At 67.6% G+C, this 18924-nt stretch carries 19 protein-coding genes; 6 read left to right on the forward strand and 13 right to left on the reverse strand.

Annotation, left to right across the window (positions count from 1 at the left end):
* The first annotated feature begins 1 nt into the window (after nt 1).
* Complete coding sequence (locus AC1DYI_RS04730) at nt 2-526, forward strand: CinA family protein (RefSeq protein ID WP_477202920.1); 525 nt, start codon at nt 2-4, stop codon at nt 524-526.
* Here the strand turns inward: AC1DYI_RS04730 and AC1DYI_RS04735 are convergent.
* On the reverse strand, nt 472-2529 hold the full coding sequence (locus tag AC1DYI_RS04735) for a putative bifunctional diguanylate cyclase/phosphodiesterase (RefSeq protein WP_477202921.1): 2058 nt from the start codon (nt 2527-2529) through the stop codon (nt 472-474). The genes AC1DYI_RS04730 and AC1DYI_RS04735 overlap by 55 nt on opposite strands.
* A 248-nt stretch (nt 2530-2777) precedes the next feature.
* Between AC1DYI_RS04735 and AC1DYI_RS04740 the strand changes: the two genes are divergently transcribed.
* Nucleotides 2778-3728: a 2-hydroxyacid dehydrogenase gene (locus AC1DYI_RS04740; RefSeq protein ID WP_477202922.1), complete on the forward strand. Its 951-nt coding sequence runs from the start codon at nt 2778-2780 to the stop codon at nt 3726-3728.
* Nucleotides 3729-3834: 106 nt separating this feature from the next.
* On the opposite strand, the gene holA is transcribed toward AC1DYI_RS04740, so the two are convergent.
* Genes holA through AC1DYI_RS04775 form a run of 7 tightly spaced genes read right to left on the reverse strand, consistent with a single transcriptional unit; the run spans nt 3835 to nt 10612 of the window.
* Nucleotides 3835-4953, reverse strand: a complete 1119-nt coding sequence (gene holA / locus AC1DYI_RS04745) for a DNA polymerase III subunit delta (protein ID WP_477202923.1) — start codon at nt 4951-4953, stop codon at nt 3835-3837.
* 12 nt (nt 4954-4965) lie between these two features.
* Nucleotides 4966-5478, reverse strand: coding sequence for an LPS-assembly lipoprotein LptE (locus AC1DYI_RS04750; RefSeq protein WP_477202924.1), 513 nt, complete (start codon nt 5476-5478; stop codon nt 4966-4968).
* A gap of 2 nt (nt 5479-5480) precedes the next feature.
* Complete coding sequence (leuS, locus tag AC1DYI_RS04755; protein ID WP_477202925.1) at nt 5481-8129, reverse strand: leucine--tRNA ligase; 2649 nt, start codon at nt 8127-8129, stop codon at nt 5481-5483.
* A 36-nt stretch (nt 8130-8165) separates the two neighbouring features.
* Complete coding sequence (locus AC1DYI_RS04760) at nt 8166-8558, reverse strand: ExbD/TolR family protein (protein ID WP_477202926.1); 393 nt, start codon at nt 8556-8558, stop codon at nt 8166-8168.
* Nucleotides 8559-8613: 55 nt separating this feature from the next.
* A complete protein-coding gene (locus tag AC1DYI_RS04765; protein WP_477202927.1) occupies nt 8614-9261 on the reverse strand; it encodes a MotA/TolQ/ExbB proton channel family protein in 648 nt (215 codons plus the stop codon).
* A complete protein-coding gene (gene dapB, locus AC1DYI_RS04770) occupies nt 9261-10067 on the reverse strand; it encodes a 4-hydroxy-tetrahydrodipicolinate reductase (RefSeq protein WP_477202928.1) in 807 nt (268 codons plus the stop codon). The genes AC1DYI_RS04765 and dapB overlap by 1 nt, the downstream gene beginning before the upstream one ends.
* A complete protein-coding gene (locus AC1DYI_RS04775) occupies nt 10067-10612 on the reverse strand; it encodes an outer membrane protein assembly factor BamE (protein WP_477202929.1) in 546 nt (181 codons plus the stop codon). The genes dapB and AC1DYI_RS04775 overlap by 1 nt, the downstream gene beginning before the upstream one ends.
* 147 nt (nt 10613-10759) lie before the next feature.
* Here AC1DYI_RS04775 and fur point away from each other — a divergent pair, with 147 nt between their 5' ends.
* Nucleotides 10760-11251, forward strand: coding sequence for a ferric iron uptake transcriptional regulator (gene fur / locus AC1DYI_RS04780; protein WP_477202930.1), 492 nt, complete (start codon nt 10760-10762; stop codon nt 11249-11251).
* Here fur and hprK read toward each other — a convergent pair.
* The 3 genes from hprK to hpf all read right to left on the reverse strand — a co-directional run bounded on the left by hprK (nt 11205) and on the right by hpf (nt 13426).
* Nucleotides 11205-12161: an HPr(Ser) kinase/phosphatase gene (gene hprK, locus AC1DYI_RS04785; protein ID WP_329721492.1), complete on the reverse strand. Its 957-nt coding sequence runs from the start codon at nt 12159-12161 to the stop codon at nt 11205-11207. The two genes, fur and hprK, sit on opposite strands and share 47 nt — an antisense overlap.
* 106 nt (nt 12162-12267) lie before the next feature.
* Nucleotides 12268-12738 (reverse strand): PTS sugar transporter subunit IIA, encoded by a 471-nt coding sequence (locus tag AC1DYI_RS04790; protein WP_477202936.1) that lies wholly within the window; start codon nt 12736-12738, stop codon nt 12268-12270.
* A 346-nt stretch (nt 12739-13084) separates the two neighbouring features.
* Entirely contained in the window at nt 13085-13426 is a 342-nt protein-coding gene (hpf, locus tag AC1DYI_RS04795) for a ribosome hibernation-promoting factor, HPF/YfiA family (protein WP_329721488.1), read from the reverse strand.
* A 380-nt stretch (nt 13427-13806) separates the two neighbouring features.
* Here hpf and corA point away from each other — a divergent pair, with 380 nt between their 5' ends.
* Nucleotides 13807-14781 (forward strand): magnesium/cobalt transporter CorA, encoded by a 975-nt coding sequence (gene corA / locus AC1DYI_RS04800; protein ID WP_477202931.1) that lies wholly within the window; start codon nt 13807-13809, stop codon nt 14779-14781.
* Nucleotides 14782-15100: 319 nt separating this feature from the next.
* On the forward strand, nt 15101-15550 hold the full coding sequence (locus AC1DYI_RS04805) for a hypothetical protein (RefSeq protein WP_477202932.1): 450 nt from the start codon (nt 15101-15103) through the stop codon (nt 15548-15550).
* A gap of 195 nt (nt 15551-15745) precedes the next feature.
* On the opposite strand, the gene AC1DYI_RS04810 is transcribed toward AC1DYI_RS04805, so the two are convergent.
* Together AC1DYI_RS04810 and AC1DYI_RS04815 are read right to left on the reverse strand one after the other, a co-directional pair.
* The gene (locus tag AC1DYI_RS04810) at nt 15746-16621 is read right to left on the reverse strand and encodes an RnfABCDGE type electron transport complex subunit D (RefSeq protein ID WP_477202933.1); all 876 of its coding nucleotides are present in this window, start codon (nt 16619-16621) and stop codon (nt 15746-15748) included.
* Complete coding sequence (locus tag AC1DYI_RS04815) at nt 16612-17979, reverse strand: DUF2330 domain-containing protein (protein ID WP_477202937.1); 1368 nt, start codon at nt 17977-17979, stop codon at nt 16612-16614. The genes AC1DYI_RS04810 and AC1DYI_RS04815 overlap by 10 nt, the downstream gene beginning before the upstream one ends.
* Nucleotides 17980-18142: 163 nt before the next feature.
* On the opposite strand from AC1DYI_RS04815, the gene AC1DYI_RS04820 reads away from it, so the two are divergent.
* Nucleotides 18143-18808 (forward strand): sigma-70 family RNA polymerase sigma factor, encoded by a 666-nt coding sequence (locus AC1DYI_RS04820; protein WP_477202934.1) that lies wholly within the window; start codon nt 18143-18145, stop codon nt 18806-18808.
* The last annotated feature ends 116 nt before the right edge of the window (nt 18809-18924 follow it).

The raw sequence follows: 18924 nt of genomic DNA on the forward strand, positions 1-18924 counted from the left end.
GATGCCCTTGTTGCTCAACGATGACAAGCTGGCCGAGCGCGTGACCACCTTGGCCGATCTGCTGCGCGCCAAGGGCCTGCGCATCGTCACCGCCGAGAGCTGCACCGGTGGCCTGATCGCCGCGCTGTGCACCAGCCTGGCCGGCTCCAGCGATTGGTTCGAGCGCGGCTTCGTCACCTACAGCAACGCGGCCAAGACCGAGGCGCTGGGTGTCGATGCGGCATTGATCGCCACGCACGGCGCGGTCAGTGAAGCGGTTGCGCTAGCGATGGCCCGTGGCGCGCTGATGCACAGCGCAGCCGACCTGGCGCTGGCGGTGACTGGCATCGCCGGCCCCGGCGGCGCCACACCGGGCAAGCCGGTCGGCCTGGTCTGGCTGGGTTGGGCCTGGCGCGATGGCGCCGAGTTGAAGGCTGACGCTGAGCAACAGGTCTGGCCTGGCGACCGCACGGCGGTGCGCTCGGCGACCGTTCAGTGGGGCCTGGAGCGGTTGCTGGTGTTGGCCGCCGGCCGCAGCACGCGCTGATCGAACGCGCTCGGCGCCAGCACGGTGGCCACCGCCGGGTGGCCGGGGCCGGCGTGGGTGGCCCACTGCGGCTCGTTGCTGGCCGGCGCGGGCTTGGCGAACAGAAAGCCTTGCTGCCAGTGGCAACCGGCTTCGGTCAAGGCATCGCGTTGGGCTTCGGTTTCGACCCCTGAGGCCACGACGCCGACGCCGAGGCTGCGCGCCAGCTGCACGATCGCGTTCACCGTCGCGCAGGCGTCCTTGTCTTCGGGCAGCCGGCTGACCAGCGTCGCGTCGATCTTGATCTTGGACGGGTGCAACTGGCCCAGGCGCGACAGCGACACCATCGACGAGCCGACGTCTTCCAGCACCAGCGACACGCCGAGCTGGCGCAACTCTTCGAACCGCGCCTGGGTGAACTCGGGGTCGTCCATCATCGAGTGGCTCGACAGCTCGAGCTCGAGTTCGCCCGCGCCCAAGTGGTTGTCGTGCATCATCCCCGCCAGCAGGCGCGGCAGCTGCTCGTGGCGGAACTCGCCGGCGCTGAGGTTGACCGCCATGCTGCCGGTCTGCATGCCGGCCGCCTTCCATTGCGCCAGCTGTTCGCATGCACTGCGCAGCGCGTGCTGGCCGAGCGCGTGGATCTGGCCGCATTCCTCGGCGCGGTGGATGAAGCGCGCCGGTGGCAGCAGGCCCTGGCTCGGGTGTTGCCAGCGCAACAGCGCCTCGGCGCCGACGGCATGGCCGGTGTGGGTGTCGATCACCGGCTGGTAATGCATCAGCATCTCGCGCCGCGTCAACGCCATCGCCAGCTCGGCGTCGCTGCCCGGCTTGGGCGTGTTGGGCCGCTGCGCTTCGCGGTACAGCACGTAGCGCCCGCGGCCGGCGGCCTTGGCGCGGTACATCGCCTGGTCGGCATGGCGCAGCAGGTCGTCGAAGTTGCCGCCATCGGCCGGAAACATCGCCACGCCGACGCTGGCCGAGACCTGCATCTGGACCGACTTGTCCGGCAGCGGCACCGGGCCTTCGATCGCGTGGATCACGCGCAGCGCGGTGTGGGCGATGGATTCGCCACCCTTCACGTCCGGCAGCAGCGCGATGAACTCGTCGCCCGACAGCCGGCCGACGATGTCCGAGCCGCGCATCACCTGGCGCAGGCGCTGGCCCAGCGTGCGCAGCAACTCGTCGCCGGCGGGGTGGCCGAGCGTGTCGTTGATGTGCTTGAAGCGGTCGAGGTCGATGAACATCAGCGCCATCGACTGCTGCGAGCGCTTGGCCACCGCCAGCGCATGGTCGAACAGCTCGCGGAACAGGCGCCGGTTCGGCAGGCCGGTCAGCTGGTCGACCATCGCCATGCGGTGCAACTCGGCGTTGCTGCTCTCCAGCTCGGTCAGCAGACTGTCCAGCCGGTCGTGCGCGAGGTTCAGGTGCTGGCCCAGCACCCCCAGCTCGTCGTGGCGCAGCCAGTCGACCCGCGGTGCGGCTCGCGCATCGGGCTGGGCCATGGCGCTGGCCTGGCGCTTGAGCCGATCGATCGGCCGCAGCAGGCGCCAGCTCAGCACCCACAGCAGCACCAGCGAACCCAGCACCACCTGCGCCGCCACCAGGCGCATCAGCGCGGCCTGGCGGTCACTCAGCAGCTGATCACGCACCCGGTTGTCGAAGCCCAGCCGCAGGCTGCCGATCGTCTGGCCGCCAGCGATGATGGGCTGTTCGCGCCAGATGACGTGGGCTTTGGCAGCGCAGGGCCCGGCCGGTGCGATGCCGCCGGTGCCGCCGACACCGCGCAACTCGAAGCCGCAGACCAGCGGGTCGCGCAGCGTAACGGCCTGCAGCGTCGCCAGCTCGACCGTCTGACCTCGGTGCCAAGGCTCGGCGACCGCGGCGGCCACCAGTTCCAAGGCCTGTTCGCGCCGGCGCTCGACCAGTGGGTCGATCTGCCCGCGGGCTGTGCGCGCATCGGCCCACAGCATGCCCAGGCCGGGTAGCACGACGCCGGCGACGATGGCAGCCAGTACCGTCATGCGGATCGACACGTTGGGCCAATGCCAGTGGCGTGTGGATGCGCGGTGTGTTTTTGGGCCGGCCGACTTTGACCGATCTGACCATGAAGCCGTGGCGCCCAGGCGCGCATCCGCGGCGCGGGGCGAGCCCGCCGCCGGGTCTGCAGCCTTTTTTCTTGTTGCTGGCAAGCGCACGCTCCACTCAGTCCAGCCGGCTGCGCACGGGCGCGCCGGTGCGATGGAATTGTGAACCGGTTAGGCTCGCGGACATGAGTGTTTACCTGTGTGGCGAGCTCGACCCCCCAGAACTCGAAGCGTGGCTGCAGGCCCTGCGCGCGGCCCTGCCTGAAGAGCGGATCGTGACCTCGCCCGAGGGGTTGGATCCGGCCACGGTCGACGTGGCGCTGGTGGCCAATCCGCCGCCCGGGCAGTTGAAAACGTTTACCTCCTTGCGCCTGATCCAGTCGTTGTGGGCCGGCGTCGATCGCCTGCTGGCCGACAGCACCTTGCCGAGCGAGGTGCCACTGGCACGCATGGTCGACGGCTCGATGAGCGCGGCGATGGCCGAGACGGCGTTGTGGGCGGTGCTGTCGCTGCACCGCGRCTTTTTCGAATACGCGCAGCAGCAACGCGAGCGGCGCTGGGCCGTGCTGCCGCAGTGCCGGGCTGATGAACTGCAAGTGGCCGTGCTCGGCCTCGGCGAGTTGGGCCGCACGGTCGCCGGCCGTCTGCTGGCGCAAGGCTACGCGGTGCACGGCTGGCGGCAAGGTGGACGGGCCGGCTCGCTGTCACCGCTGGGTGGTGTCGTGGTGCACGAAGGTGGCGACGCCTTGTGGCCGCTGCTTGCGGGCAGCGACGTCGTCGTCAACCTGCTGCCGCTGACCGGGGACACGCGGGGCTTTTTCGATACGCAGCGGCTGGCCGCGATGAAGCCCGGGGCCGCGTTGGTCAACCTTGCACGCGGCGCGCATGTCGTCGAGGCCGATCTGCTCTCGGCCTTGGACAGCGGGCAGTTGTCGCATGCAGTGCTCGATGTGTTCCAGCACGAGCCACTCGATCCGGCACATGCGTTCTGGACGCATCCACGCGTGACGGTGCTGCCGCACGCCGCGGCGCTGACCGATCCGCGCAGTGCGGCGCGCGTAGTGRCAGCCAACGTGCGGGCGTTGCGCAGTGGCCAACCCCTGGCGCATCTGGTCGACAGAAGCCGTGGTTACTAGCGGCGCAAGTTCGCCGATGCGTCCCCAATGTTGGGCGATGCGCATGCAGTAACCCGTCACGGGGACGGTATTTGTCTGGCTCGCGTCGTTTTCGCAGAACGGGCCGTTAGAGGCCCGACGGTTGGCTTTGCAATGCCAACGGCGCGGGCCGCTGGCCGCGGCGGCCCGCGCCGCGGGCGCTGGCCACCAGGTCCAGCGTCATCAGCATCAGCCTTCGCAAGCCGTCCCAGGCGTCGTCGGGCCAGCCGGGGTGGCGCAGGCCCTTGACCAGGCCGTCGCAGGTGCTGGCGGCTTCGACCAGCGTGGCCAGCGCCGCGGCGTTGACACCCGGCAGCACCGCTTCAAATGCCCGCTCCTTGTCGCCCCAGACGCGGGCTTCACGCAGTGCCACCGGCAGCGGCTTGCCKCCGGTTGTCATCGCGTCGTGGGCGCGCTTGAGGGCGCGCACGTCTTCGGCCAGCGTCCAGTGCACCAGCACCGCAGCTTCGCCTTCGGCCCTCAGCCCGTCGAGCATGCGCAGCGCGCGTGCGGCGTGGCCGGCCAGGACCGACGCGCCGAGCTGGAAGACGTCGAAGCGGGCGACATCCAGCACCGCGGCCTCGATCTGCTCGAAGCTCAACTCACCCTCCGGGTGCAGCAGCGCGAGTTTTTGCAGTTCCTGGTGCGCCGCCAGCAGATTGCCCTCGACCCGGTCGGCGAAGAAGGCCAGCGCCTGCTGGCCCGCCTCGCCGGCAGCCACACGCTGGCCCTGTTTGGCCAGGCGCTGGGCGATCCAGTTCGGCAGCGCATGGCGCTCGACTGGATCAACCCGCACGGTGACCCCGGCGCGGTCCAGTGCCAGGAACCAGGCGCCCTGCTGCTGTTGGCGGTCCAGCCGCGGCAGGTGCACGATCGTCAGCACCTCTTCCGACAACTGGTCGCAATAGGCCTGCAGCGCGGTCGAGCCGTCCTTGCCCGGCTTGCCGCTGGGGATGCGGATCTCGATGATCTTCTTGTCGGCGAACAAGCCCATCGACTGCGACGCGCCCAAGACGCCGCTCCAGTCGAAATGCGCGCCGCTGACGACGAAGACCTGACGCTCGCTGTAGCCGGCGGCGCGGGCCGTGGCACGCAGCGCATCGGCGGCTTCCTGCGCGAGCAGCGGCTCGTCGCCGTGGATGGCGTAGATGGGCTTCAATGCCCCGCGCGTCAACGCGGTGGCGAGCTGGTCGGCACGGACCTGCATCGTGGCTCGGCGTCAGCTGGCAGGCCGGCTGGCCGCCTGGCCTGTCGCGGCCAGCATCTGCAGCAGCTGCTGGGCCAGATCCATCCGCATCTCGCGCACCAGGCCGGCTTCCTCTACCTGCTTGGCCAGCGCGGCGGTTTCGTTGTAGCTCATGTCGCGCGTCAGCTCCAGCTGAGTTTCGGGCAGCTGCGGGCTGCCGTCGGGCCGGTCGAGGCGGAAGCGCAGCGTCATGCGCAAGCGGAACTCACGCACCTGGCCGGCGGCGGTCGATGCGGCGACGGTCTTGTCGAAACGGTCTTCGATCGCCACCAGCACGACGTCGGCGTCTTTCGGCGACGCGACCACGGTGACGCTGCGCGGCAGCGATTGGCGCAGCGCTTCGGCCATCGGTGAGTTGGCCTTGAAGCCGCTGACCGCCAGCTTCGAAAACGGCAAATCGGCTGGCCGGCGCAGCGCGAAGCCACAGCCGGCCAATGCGAGACTGCCGAGCGTGGCCAGCAGGAGCGTACGCCGAGCGACGGCCACCGTCAGACCACCACGTTGACCAGGCGACCGGGCACGATGACAACCTTCTTCGGCGCTTTACCCTCAGCGAACTTGATGAACTCCAGGTTGGCCAGTGCGGCGGCTTCGATCGCCGCCTTGTCGGCCGACGCTGGCACCTTGATGGCGCCACGCAGCTTGCCGTTGACCTGCAGCATCAGCTYGATCTCGTCTTGCACCAGCGCAGCCTCGTCGACCGTGGGCCAGGGCGCGTCGAGCAGATCGCCCAACGCCGCGGCGTAGCCCAGATCGGCCCACAGCGCATGGGTGACGTGCGGGCAAGCGGGATAGAGGCCACGCAGCAACACCGAGAAGCCTTCGCGCAGCACGCCAGCGTCACCACCGTTGCCGGCGCTGGGCGTGAAGCCTTCCAACGCATTCAACAGCTTCATCGCACCGGAGACGACGGTGTTGTATTGCATGCGCTCGTAGTCATACGAGATCTGCTTCAGCACCAAGTGAACTTCGCGGCGCAGTGCCTTTGCCTGGCTGCTCAGGGCCGCACCGGTGTCGGCCGTGGCCTTCAGCAACTCAGCGTGTTTGCTGCCGAAAGCCCACACCCGCTTCAGGAAGCGGTGTGCGCCCTCGACGCCGGCGTCGTTCCACTCCAGCGTCTGCTCGGGCGGTGACGCGAACATCACGAACAGGCGTGCGGTGTCGGCGCCGTAGCGGTCGATCAGCTGTTGCGGGTCGACGCCGTTGTTCTTCGACTTCGACATCGTGCCGACGCCTTCGTAGGTCACCGCCGAGCCGTCGCTCTTGAGCTTGGCGCCGGTGATCCTGCCGCCTTCGTCGACGATGTTCTCGACATCCTGCGGCCAGAAGTAATCGATGCCGCCCTTGTCGCTGCGGCGGCTATAGATGTGGTTCAGCACCATGCCCTGCGTCAGCAACCGCTTGAACGGCTCGTCGACTGTGACCAGCCCGATGTCACGCATCACCTTGGTCCAGAAGCGCGCGTACAGCAGGTGCAGGATCGCGTGCTCGATGCCGCCGATGTACTGGTCCATTGGCATCCAGTACTTGGTGCCGCCGGCGACCATCTGCTCGTCGTTCTTCGGGTCGCAGTAGCGCATGAAGTACCACGACGAATCGACGAAGGTGTCCATCGTGTCGGTCTCGCGCCGCGCCGGCTTGCCGCAGCTCGGGCAGCCCACCTTCAGGAAGGCCTCGCACTTGTTCAGCGGGTTGCCCGAACCGTCCGGGATCAGGTCTTCCGGCAGCACGACCGGGAGGTCCTTCTCGGGCACCGGCACGCTGCCGCAATCGTCGCAATGGATGATCGGGATCGGCGTGCCCCAATAGCGCTGGCGGCTGACGCCCCAGTCGCGCAGGCGCCAGGTGGTCTTTTTCTCGCCCAGGCCCTTGGCGGCCAGCGCCTCGGCGACCTTGTCGACCGCCGGCTTGTAGGCCAGGCCGTCGAGCATGCCGGAGTGGATGCAATGGCCGCGCTGCTTGTCGCCGTACCAATCGGCCCAGGCGGCAGTCGAATACGACTCGCCGTCGACCGCGACCACTTGGTGGATGGTCAGGCCGTACTTCTTCGCGAACTCGAAGTCGCGTTCGTCGTGGGCGGGTACGCCCATCACCGCGCCGTCGCCGTAGCTGATCAGCACGTAGTTTCCGACCCAGACCTCGACCTGCTCGCCGGTCAGCGGGTGCGTGACCTTCAGGCCGGTCGGCACGCCCTTCTTCTCTTGCGTGGCCAGCTCGGCCTCGGTCGTGCCGCCTTGCGCGCACTCGGCGATGAAGGCCGCCACAGTGGGGTTGCTCGCTGCGGCATGGGCGGCCAGCGGATGTTCGGGCGCCACGGCGCAGAAGGTGACGCCCATGATGGTGTCAGYCCGCGTCGTGAAGACGTAGAGCTTGCCGTCCTGGATCAATGCGCCATCGCTGCCATGGATCTGGTGCGGGAACGCAAAGCGCACGCCTTCGCTCTTGCCGATCCAGTTCTCCTGCATCAGCCGCACGCGCTCGGGCCAGCCGGCGAGGTAGTTCTTGTCCTCGGGGTTGGCAACGGCCGACAGCAACTCGTCGGCGTACTGCACGATGTTCAAGTAGTAGCCCGGGATCTCGCGCTTCTCGACCAGCGCGCCCGAGCGCCAGCCGCGGCCGTCGATCACCTGCTCGTTGGCCAGCACGGTCTGATCGACCGGGTCCCAGTTGACGACCTGCGTGCGGCGCACCGCGATGCCCTTTTCCAGCATCTTCAGGAACAGCCACTGGTTCCACTTGTAGTAGTCGGGCGAGCAGGTCGCAACCTCGCGCGACCAGTCGATCGCCAGGCCCATTGCCTGCATCTGGCCCTTCATGTGGGCGATGTTCGAGTAGGTCCACGCGGCCGGCGGCACCTTGTTCTTCATCGCCGCGTTCTCGGCCGGCAGGCCGAAGGCGTCCCAGCCCATCGGCATCAGCACGTTCATGCCCTTCATCCGCAGCTGGCGGGTGAGCATGTCGTTGATGGTGTAGTTGCGCACATGGCCCATGTGCAGCTTGCCCGAGGGGTACGGCAGCATCGAGCAGGCGTAGAACTTCGGCTTGCTCGCGTCTTCGCTGACGCGGTAGGCGTCACGCGAATTCCAGTGCGCCTGGGCAGCGCTTTCGACCTCGGCGGGGACGTATTTCTCGTTCATCCGCCGATTGTAGGAGGCTACCTCCTGCGAACGAGGCTACTTCGGCGCGCTCGCCGCGCCGGCGCCGGCGGTGATGAAGCCGATGCGCGACAGCCCAGCTTGCTGTAATAGCCCGATCAGCTCGGCCACGCGCCCGTAGGGCACGTTGGTGTCGGCGCGCAGCTGGACTTCCGTGGCCGGGTCGCGGCCAGCGGTGCGCTCGGCCTGTTCGCGCAGCTGGTCCAGCGTGACCGGCTGTTCAGCGAGGAAGAGCTTGCCCTGGGCGTCGATCGCCAGTGCGATGAACTTCGGCGTTTCGCTGGAGCGGGCGCCTTCGGCTTTCGGCAGGTCCAGCCGCAAGCTGCTGCTCATCAGCGGCGCGGTGATGATGAAGATCACCAGCAGCACCAGCATCACGTCGATCAGCGGCGTCATGTTGATGTCGCTCATCGGGTTCGGTGCCCGGGCTCGTTCTAAGCGACCAAATGCCATGGCGAAAGCCGTGTCAGTCGCTGTGCAGCGCGATCTCGCGCAGGTCGTGCGCGAAACCTTCGAGCTCGGCTTCGCAGGCACCGAGCCACTTGCCGAACACGTTGTAGGCCAGCACCGCAGGGATCGCCACGGCCAGGCCGGCGGCGGTCATCACCAGCGCCTCGCCGACCGGGCCGGCAACCTTCTCGATCGTGATGCCACCCGAGGTCGCGATGCCCAGCAGTGCGTGGTAGATGCCCCAGACGGTGCCGAACAGGCCGACGAAGGGCGCGGTGGCACCGACCGAAGCCAGGAAGACCTGGCCCATCTGCAGGTGCGCCAGGCCGGCGTGCAGCGCGTCACGCAACCGGCGGGTCAGCTGCGACTCGATCGCGCCATGCGTCTGCAGCGTGCCGGCGCCAGGCTGATGGAACGCGGCCTCGGCCAGCGGCGCGATGACGCCCTCGCGGTCCAGTGCGGCCAGGCGTTCGCGGGCGGCCTTGCGATCCGGCGCGTTCCAGAACGCGTCGATGCCTCGCCGCAGGTCGACACGCGTGCGGTGCAGCACCCAGGTCTTCCAGAAGATCAGCACCCAGGCGCCGACCGACATCACCAGCAGCATCAACGCGACCGAACGGCCGATCGCATCGCTTTGGAACCAGAAGCCTTGCAGACCTTCCATCAGCGGGCTCCCATCCCGAGCACGTCGGCCATCGTGTACAGGCCCGGCGCGCGGCCGTCGAGAAAGCGCGCGGCGCGCAGGCTGCCCTGCGCAAACACCGCCCGGCTGGTGGCCTTGTGGCTGATTTCGATGCGTTCACCGGTGCCGGCGAACAGCACGGTGTGGTCGCCGATGATGTCGCCGCCTCGCACGGTGGCAAAACCGATCGTCGACGGGTCGCGCGCGCCGGTGACGCCTTCGCGGCCGTAGACGGCGCAGGCCTTCAGGTCGCGGCCCAGCGCCTGGGCGACCGATTCACCCATTGCCAGCGCAGTGCCGCTGGGCGCGTCGACCTTGTGGCGGTGGTGGGCCTCGACGATTTCGATGTCGAAGCCTTCGTTCAGCGCGCGTGCCGCCATGTCGAGCAGACCCAGCACCACATTGACGCCGACGCTCATGTTGGGCGCCATCATGATGCCGATGTCTTGTGCTGCGTGGGCGATCTCGGCCTTCTGGGCTTCTGTGAAACCGGTGGTGCCGATCACCATCGCGATGCCGCGCTCGCGACAGGCCGCCAGATGCGCCAGCGTGCCTTCAGGGCGGGTGAAATCGATCAGCACTTGCGCGTCCGCCAGGCCGATCGCGAGGTCGTCGGTGACTTTCACACCGCTCGCATGGCCCAGCCAGGCGGTGGCGTCTTGCCCGATGCTCGGGTTGCCGGTGTGGGCCAGTGCGCCAGCCAGTGTGCAGTCGGGGGCCTGATGGACGGCCTCGACCAGCATGCGGCCCATCCGGCCGCTGGCACCGGCGATCGCGACCCGGATCATCAGTTTTCCAGCGGCGGGTAGTTGCGGATCGCGCCCTGCGGCACCGCGGTGGCGGCGGCGGTTTCGACCTTCGGCGGCAGCGGCAAGGCCTTGCGCTCCTCGTCGCTCAGTTCCAGTTTGGGCGTATCGCCTCGGCTCGGGCGGCTGATCGACGCGACGAATTCCAGCTCGCTCGGCAGGTCCGGCGCCTGCACCGACTTGACCGTGTCGCCTTCGAACAGCACCACGACCGAGCGTTGCTGCGGCTCGGTGCCCTGGCGACGGATCACGAACACGTAGTCCCAGCGCTGGGCGTGGAACGGGTCGGCCAGCAGCGGCGAGCCGAGCACGTCGCGCACACGGCTGCGTTGCGTGCCGGGCTTGATCGCGGCGATCTGCTCGCGGGTGACCACGTTGCCTTGCACCACCTCGACCCGGTAGGGCGTGATGACGCTGGTGATGCCGTCGCTCATCGTGCGGGTGATGAGGTTGCAGCCCGTGAGCGCGGCCAGGCCCAGCAGCGCAGCGGTGATGGGGACGATGCGGGGGAGGCGAAACAAGGGCATGGGAGGTACGCGCAAGGGCAAGCGGGCCGGGGGTGCCAGCAGTCGCCAAGACGGCGACCGCGCGAGGCCCCGGCGGGAGCCGGGCTGGCTATGATGCAACGATTCTAGCGGCCTGCCCTGGCCGCACCGGACCGCGAGAGCCAGACCATGCCCACCCATGTCGACGAACTGAAAAGCAGTGGCCTGAAGGCCACGCTGCCCCGATTGCGCATCCTCGAGATCTTCCAGAAATCGACGGTGCGCCACATGACGGCCGAAGACGTGTTCAAGGCCTTGCTGGGCGAAGGCTCCGACATCGGCCTGGCCACGGTCTACCGCGTGCTGATGCAGTTCGAGCAGGCCGGCATCCTCGCGCGCAGCCATTTCGAGTCGGGCAAGTCGGTGTTCGAGCTGAACGAAGGCCAGCACCACGACCACCTGGTCTGCCTGACCTGCGGCCGGGTCGAGGAGTTCTTCGACCCCGAGATCGAGGCGCGGCAGCGTTCAGTGGCACAGACGCGCGGGTTCGAGTTGCACGACCACACGCTGGCGCTGTACGCCGTCTGCACCAAGACCGACTGTGAGCACCGCCCGGCCGGCGGCGGCAGCGTGCTCAGGGCTCCCGGAGCGCATCCATCGCCGCCTGGTGGCGGCCAATGAACTCCTGGTAGGTATCGATCCCGCGCAGCTGCAGGATGGTGTTGCGCACCGCGGCCTCGACCAGCACGGCCAGGTTGCGGCCCGCATCCACCGCGATCACGACCTTGCGCACGGGGATCTCGAGGATCTCTTCGTACAGCGGCTCGTAGGGCAGGCGCTCGAACTCGCGCTCCATCGTCTCTTTGCGAACCAGGTGCACGATCAGCTTCAGGCGCATCTTGCGCCGCACGGCCGTCTCACCAAAGATCGCCTTGATGTCCAGCAGGCCGATGCCGCGGACCTCGAGCAGGTTCATCAGCAGGTCGGGGCAACGGCCCTCGAGCGTGCTTTGCGAGACGCGGAACAAATCCACCGCGTCGTCGGCCACCAGCCCGTGGCCGCGTGAAATGAGTTCCAGCCCGAGTTCGCTCTTGCCCAGGCCCGACTCACCGGTCAGCAGCACGCCCAGGCCGAGGATGTCCATGAACACGCCGTGGCGCGTGGTCCGCTCGGCAAACAGCTGACTCAGGTACGAGCGCACCACGTCGATCACGTGACCGGCCGACGCCGAGGTGATGAACAGCGGGATCTCGGCGCGGTCGCACATCGCAACCAGGCGGTCCGGCGCACGCTGGTCGTCGGCGACGATGATCACCGGCGGCTCCAGCGTCACGATGCGCTGGATGCGGCGCTCCAGCACCTCGGCCGGTGCGTCGGCGAGATACGCCACCTCGCGCCGCCCGACCAGTTGCACGCGGTACGGGTGGATGTAGTTCAGGTAGCCGACCAGATCGGCGGCCGAGCGTGCATCGCGCACGGCGGCTTCATCGAAGCGGCGCTCGGGGTGCGCGTGGCCGGCAATCCATTCCCAGCGCAGGGAGGGCTGGTGTTCCTCGAACAGCGCCTCGGCGCTGATGGAAATGGGCTTCACGCGGTGTGCAATGAAGTGGAGCGAGGGGCGTGGCCCCCGCTGAGGCATCCCAGGCTCGTGCACCCCCTTGGGGGTTGGACACGAAGCGGCCTGGGGGCTGGCATCCTTAGGCCACCGACTTGAGAGGTTCCCAGTCGGCGATCAGCCGGTGCACGGTGGGGGCATCGGGGGCTGTCTTGAGTTTGTCACGCAACTCGCGGTCCGACAGCAATTCGGCGATCTCGGACAGGATTTCGAGGTGGCGCTGGGTCGCCGCTTCGGGCACCAGCAGGAAGATCAGCAGGCTGACCGCCTCGTCGTCCGGGGCGTCGAAAGGGATCGGGCTTTGCACCCGCAGCACCGCGGCCAGCGGGTTTTTCAAACCCTTGACGCGGCCGTGCGGTACGGACACCCCGTGGCCCAGGCCCGTCGACCCCAGGCGCTCGCGCGCAAACAGGTTGTCGGTGACGGTGGCGCGGGCGATGGCGTGCTGGTTTTCGAACAGCAGGCCTGCGTGCTCAAAGGCGCGCTTCTTGCTGGTGGCTTCCACACCCACCAGCACGTTGTCCACGGGCAGGATGGCGGCAAGGCGGTTCATGAACGGCTCTTTCGACAAACGATCAAGGGGCGTCTGTGTCTTTCGGCCGGTGATCCCTCCGGCTTTAAGGGTGCGGATTATAGAAATCGGTTGCATCCCACACGACGTCAACGTCAGCCCGGCAACCGGGGTTGACCCGACGATGCTGCGTTGCAGCAACACAGTCTAGCGAGTCGCTGCCCGAATGGGCGATTATCTTTGTCAACAAATAGCAAGGCGACCACACGGGTCGCCTTGGTGAAGGGTGAGGCAGCTATTGCGGCCGCCTCCGGCGGGCTCTCAGGGAACGAAGGGTCGCCTGGGTTTGTTGATCCCCGGGGCGGGTTCGGCCTGCCGAGCCCGGGGCTCAGGACGCGCTGGCGTCCTGGCGTTTGACCGACTCGTGGTGATGGTCTTGCAGCCGGTCCTTGTGGCGGCAGACCTGTCGGTCGAGCTTGTCCATCAGTTGATCGATCGCCGCGTACAGGTCTTCGTTCGATTGCTCGACGAAGATGTCGCGACCCTTCACATGCAAGGTCACTTCGGCCTTCTGCCTGCGCTCCTTCTCCTTCAGCTTTTCAACCGTCAGCAGCACGTTTACATCCACCACCTGGTCGAAATGGCGCGTGATGCGCTCAAGCTTGGTGAGCACGTACTCCCGTAGGGCGGGTGTCACTTCCAGGTGGTGTCCGCTGATCGTCAAGTTCATCGAGGCCTCCTTGCAAGGGAAAGGGTTACCCACCGCACCGGCTTAGGCCAAGCCGGTTTCATGACGCCAAGATGACGCCACCGGTGCGACCCAGTGTGCCCCCGGACCCCCGCTTTGACAAGAAAAAGAGACCGTCGTTCAGCCGGTTAGACTGTGTCGTTTCGTGCGGATACGTTGCCCCGACCTGGGGTGATAATCCGCGGTTGTCTCACCTCTTGAAACGCCACCGTGGACAGTTCCCACCCTCGGTGACCGCCTGCTCCAGCCGCCACCGGGCTTAACGGTGGTTGTCGCCAGGGTGGGCGGTTGAACCGAATCCCCCATTCCGAGTGACTTCGCGGCGCCGCCCCCAGCTGTCGGCCCGCCCCGCTGGAGCCCCCATGCTCAACGTCTTCACGCTGGACAAAGGCCGCCTGTCAGGCCGGCTGCTGCAAGAAGAAATCGATTCCGCGGCCGAACTGGCCGAGGTGCAGCCGGTTTGGGTCGACCTCGAAGCGCCCACCGCCGAGGAGATCGGCTGGATCGCCGGCCGCTTCGGCTTGCGCATCCCCGACAACATCGTCGACGACGACCTGGAAGAGTCGGCCCGCTTCTACGAAGAAGACAACGGCGAGCTGCACATCCGCTCCGACTTCCTGATCGACGACGACGTCACGCCGCGCAACGTGCGCGTGGCCTTCATCCTCTACAACAACGTGCTGTTCTCGGTCCACGACGAGGACCTGCCGGTGTTTCGCCTGCTGCGCCTGCGTGCGCGCCGCATCCCGGCTTTGATCGAGGACGCGAAGGACGTGCTGCTGAAGCTGTACGACGCCGACGCCGAATACTCGGCCGACGCGCTCGAWGGCATCTATGACAGCCTCGAGGCCGTCAGCGCCCGGGTGCTGAAGCAGGACGTGGACGACCGCGCCGCCGGTGAGGCACTGGCCGCGATCGCCAAGGAAGAAGACTTGAACGGGCGCATCCGCCGCAACGTGATGGACACGCGTCGCGCGGTCAGCTTCATGATGCGCAGCCGCATGCTCAACGCCGAGCAGTTCGAGGAGTCGCGCCAGATCCTGCGCGACATCGACTCGCTGGACTCGCACACCGCGTTCCTGTTCGACAAGATCAACTTCCTGATGGACGCCACCGTCGGCTTCATCAACATCAACCAGAACAAGATCATCAAGATCTTCTCGGTGGCGTCGGTCGCACTGCTGCCGCCGACGCTGATCGCCAGCATCTACGGCATGAACTTCCAGCACATGCCCGAACTGCAGTGGAGCTATGGCTACTACTTCGCGATCGGGTTGATGGTCGCTTCGGTGGCGGCGCCGCTGCTGTACTTCCGCAGCAAGGGCTGGATGCGTTGAGCCCCCACGCCTCTTGCCAGGGGCTGCCTTGCAGGCCGCGGCGAGCCAGAGGCTCAGCCCCCGAGGGGGCTCGCGCAGCGGGCCGGCGGAGCCGGATCCGCGCACGCCACTTGAAGGAGAGCGGCGCTTCGCGCGCTCTGTAAATGCGCCGCATTTCGTCCGGGGGCGGTGCCTGAGGGAGGTCGCGCGGCGGAACGCCGCGCGTCGCCATTTGGAGTGACGCGCAAAGCGCCAATAAATCACCGGCGTCGCGTTCGGTTGCACTTGGGTGGGGACTACCCCGCTCAATGCTGCGGCGCACTCGAACGAAGACTGCAGCATGAACACGTTTCTCGCTGCCGGTCTCTTCGCCCTCTGTGCGGCGGCCAGCTCTCCGGCGCTGGCGCAATTCAACCAGGTGCCATCACCGCTCGCGCTCAGCGCGGGTGCGGTGTCCGAGGCACAGACCGCGCAGGACTACCGACGAGACGCCGCCAAGCGCGTCTACGAGTCGTTCCCGATGCACATCCATCACGGCAAGCTGCCGCCGCTGATGTACGCGATCGCGATCACCGAGGCCGACATCGACGCCGGCGGCCGGGTCACCGAGGTGCGGATGATCCGCGAGCCGGCCGCTGCGAAAGAGGTTGGCCCGTGGGTCCTGGCGCTGCTTCGCAAGACCCAGTTCCCGGCGCCCGTGCGGATGGAGCGCGTGACCTACCGGGAAATCTGGCTGGTCGACAAGACCGGCAAGTTCCAGGTCGACACGCTGACTGAAGGGCAACGTTAGGCCCCCACGCCAGAAGTTGGGGCCTGCCCCCAAGGCTGAGCCCGGACATGAAAGGTCCAGTGGACCTTTCATGCCTGGCGAAGGGGCGGGCCACTGGCCCGCCGCGGTCTGCAAGACCGCGCAGCGGACCGGCGGAGCCGGATCCGCGCACGCCACTCGAAGGCGGCGGCGCTGCGCGCGCCTGGTGATGCAGAGCTACCAGCGATAGCTGAGCAGGTGCTTCGCGCGCGCTGCGCGTTGGTTCAGCCACGGGACGGCGAAGCTCGCGATGAAGAGCGCAACGATCGGTCCGTTCGGCTTGAACAGGCCGTATTGCCAGGCGAAGGCTCCGAGCGCAACGAGTGCGGCGTAGGCGATGCGTTGGCGCGCCAGGCGTGGCGTGGTCATCGGGTCGCTGATCATGAAGAACGCGAACAGCAGCAGCGCGCCGTTGTCGATCTGGTGCCAGATCGACCAGGGGTTGACGCCCAGGTAGAACGCTCGCGCGCTGACCAGGCCGGCGTAGGTCAGCAGGAAGACCCAGCTCGCATCGGCCCGCCGCGCTTTCGATGAGACGACTGCGCCGAGCAGCATCACCCCCAACGCCAAGGTTGCACTGTGACCCCATTGCCCGGGTGACAACCAGGCGCCCGGCAGCACGTAGGCCGCGATCACCGCGCCGAGGTTCGCTGGGTTGAAGCGGTGCGCGCTGCCGGCACTGGGCCGCCCCGGCACGAACTCGTAGCGCCAGACGAACTTCGACGAGATCGCGATCACCGCCAGCAGCGGGTGCACCCACAGGTTGTCGGCCCGCACCAGCAGCGACAGCCCGAAGCCGGTGATCAGTGCCGACAACATGCCGCGCTCCTGCAGGCCGGTGGCTCGCAGCCAGACCCACTGCGTCGCACAGACAGTCGCGAAGGACAGCGCCACCTGCCATGGGCTGAGCGCGAAGTCGCACCACAGCGCGCCGGCGAGCAGCAGGCTGGCCTGGAACAGCAGCTGGAACAGGCGGGCGTCCATCTGCATGCCCGCGCGCCGCAGGCGCTGAAGGCCGCCGCTCATCGTCGGGATCGAAGCGGTCACTGCCATAGCTTGCTCCACCAGCCGCGCGAGGCCCCGTTTTGGCCGATGGCAGGGTCGAGACCCGCCAGCTTGCGGCTGTCGGCCAGCGACCAGCCGGTCAGCTCGTTCAGCGCCAGCGCCTCTCGCTCGCGCCGATCGCGCACCTGGCCGCGGTAAGGCTCGGCCTCGGGGCAGTTCATCACGCCCTCGTACGGGTGGCGCAGCACGTAGCGGGTCTGGAAGTTCTGCTGGTCCGCGGTCTCGAGAAAGGCCAGGTCCTCGGGGAAGGTGTCGCGTGTGTAGCGCAGGTGCATCCGGGTCAGCATCACCGGGTTGGTGGTGCTCGGCGGCAGGCCGCCAGCGACACCCGTGTTGCCGGGCTCATCGAGCCAGAAGACCCCCGCGCCGCGCAGCTCGGCCGGTGTCAACGGCTCGGCGGCGCAGGGGTCGCACCAGCCCATGTTCCAGAAGTGCTCGGTGAAGACGACGCGGCCGCCTTCGCGCTCCCACTGCTTGTCGAACAAGGCCTTGTAGAAGCGGCCGAATTCGCCGCGGATGCCGACCGGCAAATCCATGTTGGCCGGCAGCTTGACGGTGCGGTAGTTGCTCGCCTCGACCCGGCCTTTGCGCGTCAGCATGTAGACCACCAGGTCCTGCGGCCCCTGCGCATTCAGCATGCCCAGGCGCAGCGGCAGCATGAAGCGTCGGCTCTCGAACGCGAACTGCAGCGGCCGCAGCTTGGTCGAGCCGGTCTTGGCTTGCTCCTTCAAGTTGACCTTGGCGACGAAGAACTTCAGGCCCTGGCGGATGTACGGTGCCAGCGCCTTCGACGCGTTGCGCGGCATCTTGTAGCCGTTGCCGACGAGCCAGGTTTCGAGGCCGTCGCTTTCGGTCGCTGACAGGATCACGATGTCGTACTCGCCGACGTTGAACTGCTCCTCGACCTTGACGCCCAATGCGTCAGCGGACTTGGCGCGTGCCGGGGCCGGGGCGGTGGCCGGCATGATGGGGGCGGCCTTCATCTCATACAGCCGCCGATCGCACGGGTTGTCGTCGTGGTACTCGGTCAGGCGAGGCGCCGACCAGCCGTCGACACGGGCAAAGATCGCTGGGTCACCGATGTGCACCTGGTCGCGCTTGAGCACAGTGGGCACAGGCACGACCAGTGCAAATTCGTTCAGCGGGCCCTGGTAGTCGTTGGCCATCGAGATGACCGTGCGGTCACCGTCGCGGGCCATGATCACCTGGCTGGCCTGGTTGAACAGGCCGGCATCGGCCTTGCCGACATAGAAGCCGCAAAAGGCCTGCGCTGCGGGGGCGGCTGCCAGCCATGCGAGCGTGGTGGCCGCGGCCCAGCGGCGGGTGAATCGGGCGAGGTGTCGCATCAAGGGGGTCTCCTTCAAATGGGTTCCCTGCTTGATACGGCCCGGCTGTCGAAGCGGGGTTTGCGAGGCATCCCCGTGGAAACCCTTGCCGTCTGCCTAACCCCGAATGGCCGTCTGCCGCGTATCACCCTGAATGAGCTGTGTGGCAGACTGGCCGGCGCCCGTGAAACCCACCGACGCCCGCCTCAACATCACCGACGACGCGCAAGACGATGCCCTGGTGCGCGCTTTTGCCGCCGGCGACGCGCGGGCCTTCGACGCCCTCTACGCTCGCCACGAGCAGGCGCTGTACCGCTTCGTACGCCGCCTGCTGGGCCGTGACCTGGCCGCGCAAGCCGACGAGGTGTTCCAGGACACCTGGCTGCGCATGATCCAGGCCGCACCGCAGTGGTCGCCGCAGGGCGCGCGCTTTCGCACCTGGCTGTTCACCATCGCCCACCACCGCGCGATCGACATGCTGCGCCGCAGTGGGCGCGAACAGGCCTGGGGCATAGATGCGGACACCGGCGAGGCCGGCGATGTGCCGTTCGCCCCGGCCGGTGAACCCTGGCTCGACTGRCCCGCGCCGGCCGCGGTCCTGCCGGAAGAGCTGGCGTTTTGGCAACGTGCCGGCCAGCGGCTGCTGAGCTGCCTTGAAGAGTTGCCACTGCCGCAGAAGGCGGCGTTTTTGCTGCACCATGAAGACGACCTGAGCGTCGCCGAATTGGCCGGTGCATTGGGAATCGGCTTCGAGACCGCGAAGAGCCGCTTGCGCTACGGCTTGTCGAAGCTGCGCACCTGCATGGGCGCCTACCTGCCCGCGGCCGACCTGAAGGGAGGTGGTGCGTGAACGCCCTGCCGCCGAACCCACCCCATTCACCGGACGACGACGAACTGCGCTCCGACGCGCGCTTGCGCTCGGCGTTGCAGCACGCACCCGATGGTGCGAGCCGCCCACCGCCGGCG

The organism is Ideonella sp. P3_A4, assembly GCF_056403075.1.

Excerpts from the sequence above, each read along its gene's own strand:
- AC1DYI_RS04730 (WP_477202920.1), top strand. The coding sequence starts at position 2 with ATGCCCTTGTTGCTCAACGATGACAAGCTGGCCGAGCGCGTGACCACC.
- AC1DYI_RS04735 (WP_477202921.1), bottom strand. The coding sequence starts at position 2,529 with ATGACGGTACTGGCTGCCATCGTCGCCGGCGTCGTGCTACCCGGCCTG.
- AC1DYI_RS04760 (WP_477202926.1), bottom strand. The coding sequence starts at position 8,558 with ATGAGCGACATCAACATGACGCCGCTGATCGACGTGATGCTGGTGCTG.
- AC1DYI_RS04765 (WP_477202927.1), bottom strand. The coding sequence starts at position 9,261 with ATGGAAGGTCTGCAAGGCTTCTGGTTCCAAAGCGATGCGATCGGCCGT.
- dapB (WP_477202928.1), bottom strand. The coding sequence starts at position 10,067 with ATGATCCGGGTCGCGATCGCCGGTGCCAGCGGCCGGATGGGCCGCATG.
- AC1DYI_RS04775 (WP_477202929.1), bottom strand. The coding sequence starts at position 10,612 with ATGCCCTTGTTTCGCCTCCCCCGCATCGTCCCCATCACCGCTGCGCTG.
- fur (WP_477202930.1), top strand. The coding sequence starts at position 10,760 with ATGCCCACCCATGTCGACGAACTGAAAAGCAGTGGCCTGAAGGCCACG.
- AC1DYI_RS04790 (WP_477202936.1), bottom strand. The coding sequence starts at position 12,738 with ATGAACCGCCTTGCCGCCATCCTGCCCGTGGACAACGTGCTGGTGGGT.
- hpf (WP_329721488.1), bottom strand. The coding sequence starts at position 13,426 with ATGAACTTGACGATCAGCGGACACCACCTGGAAGTGACACCCGCCCTA.
- AC1DYI_RS04805 (WP_477202932.1), top strand. The coding sequence starts at position 15,101 with ATGAACACGTTTCTCGCTGCCGGTCTCTTCGCCCTCTGTGCGGCGGCC.
- AC1DYI_RS04810 (WP_477202933.1), bottom strand. The coding sequence starts at position 16,621 with ATGGCAGTGACCGCTTCGATCCCGACGATGAGCGGCGGCCTTCAGCGC.
- AC1DYI_RS04815 (WP_477202937.1), bottom strand. The coding sequence starts at position 17,979 with ATGCGACACCTCGCCCGATTCACCCGCCGCTGGGCCGCGGCCACCACG.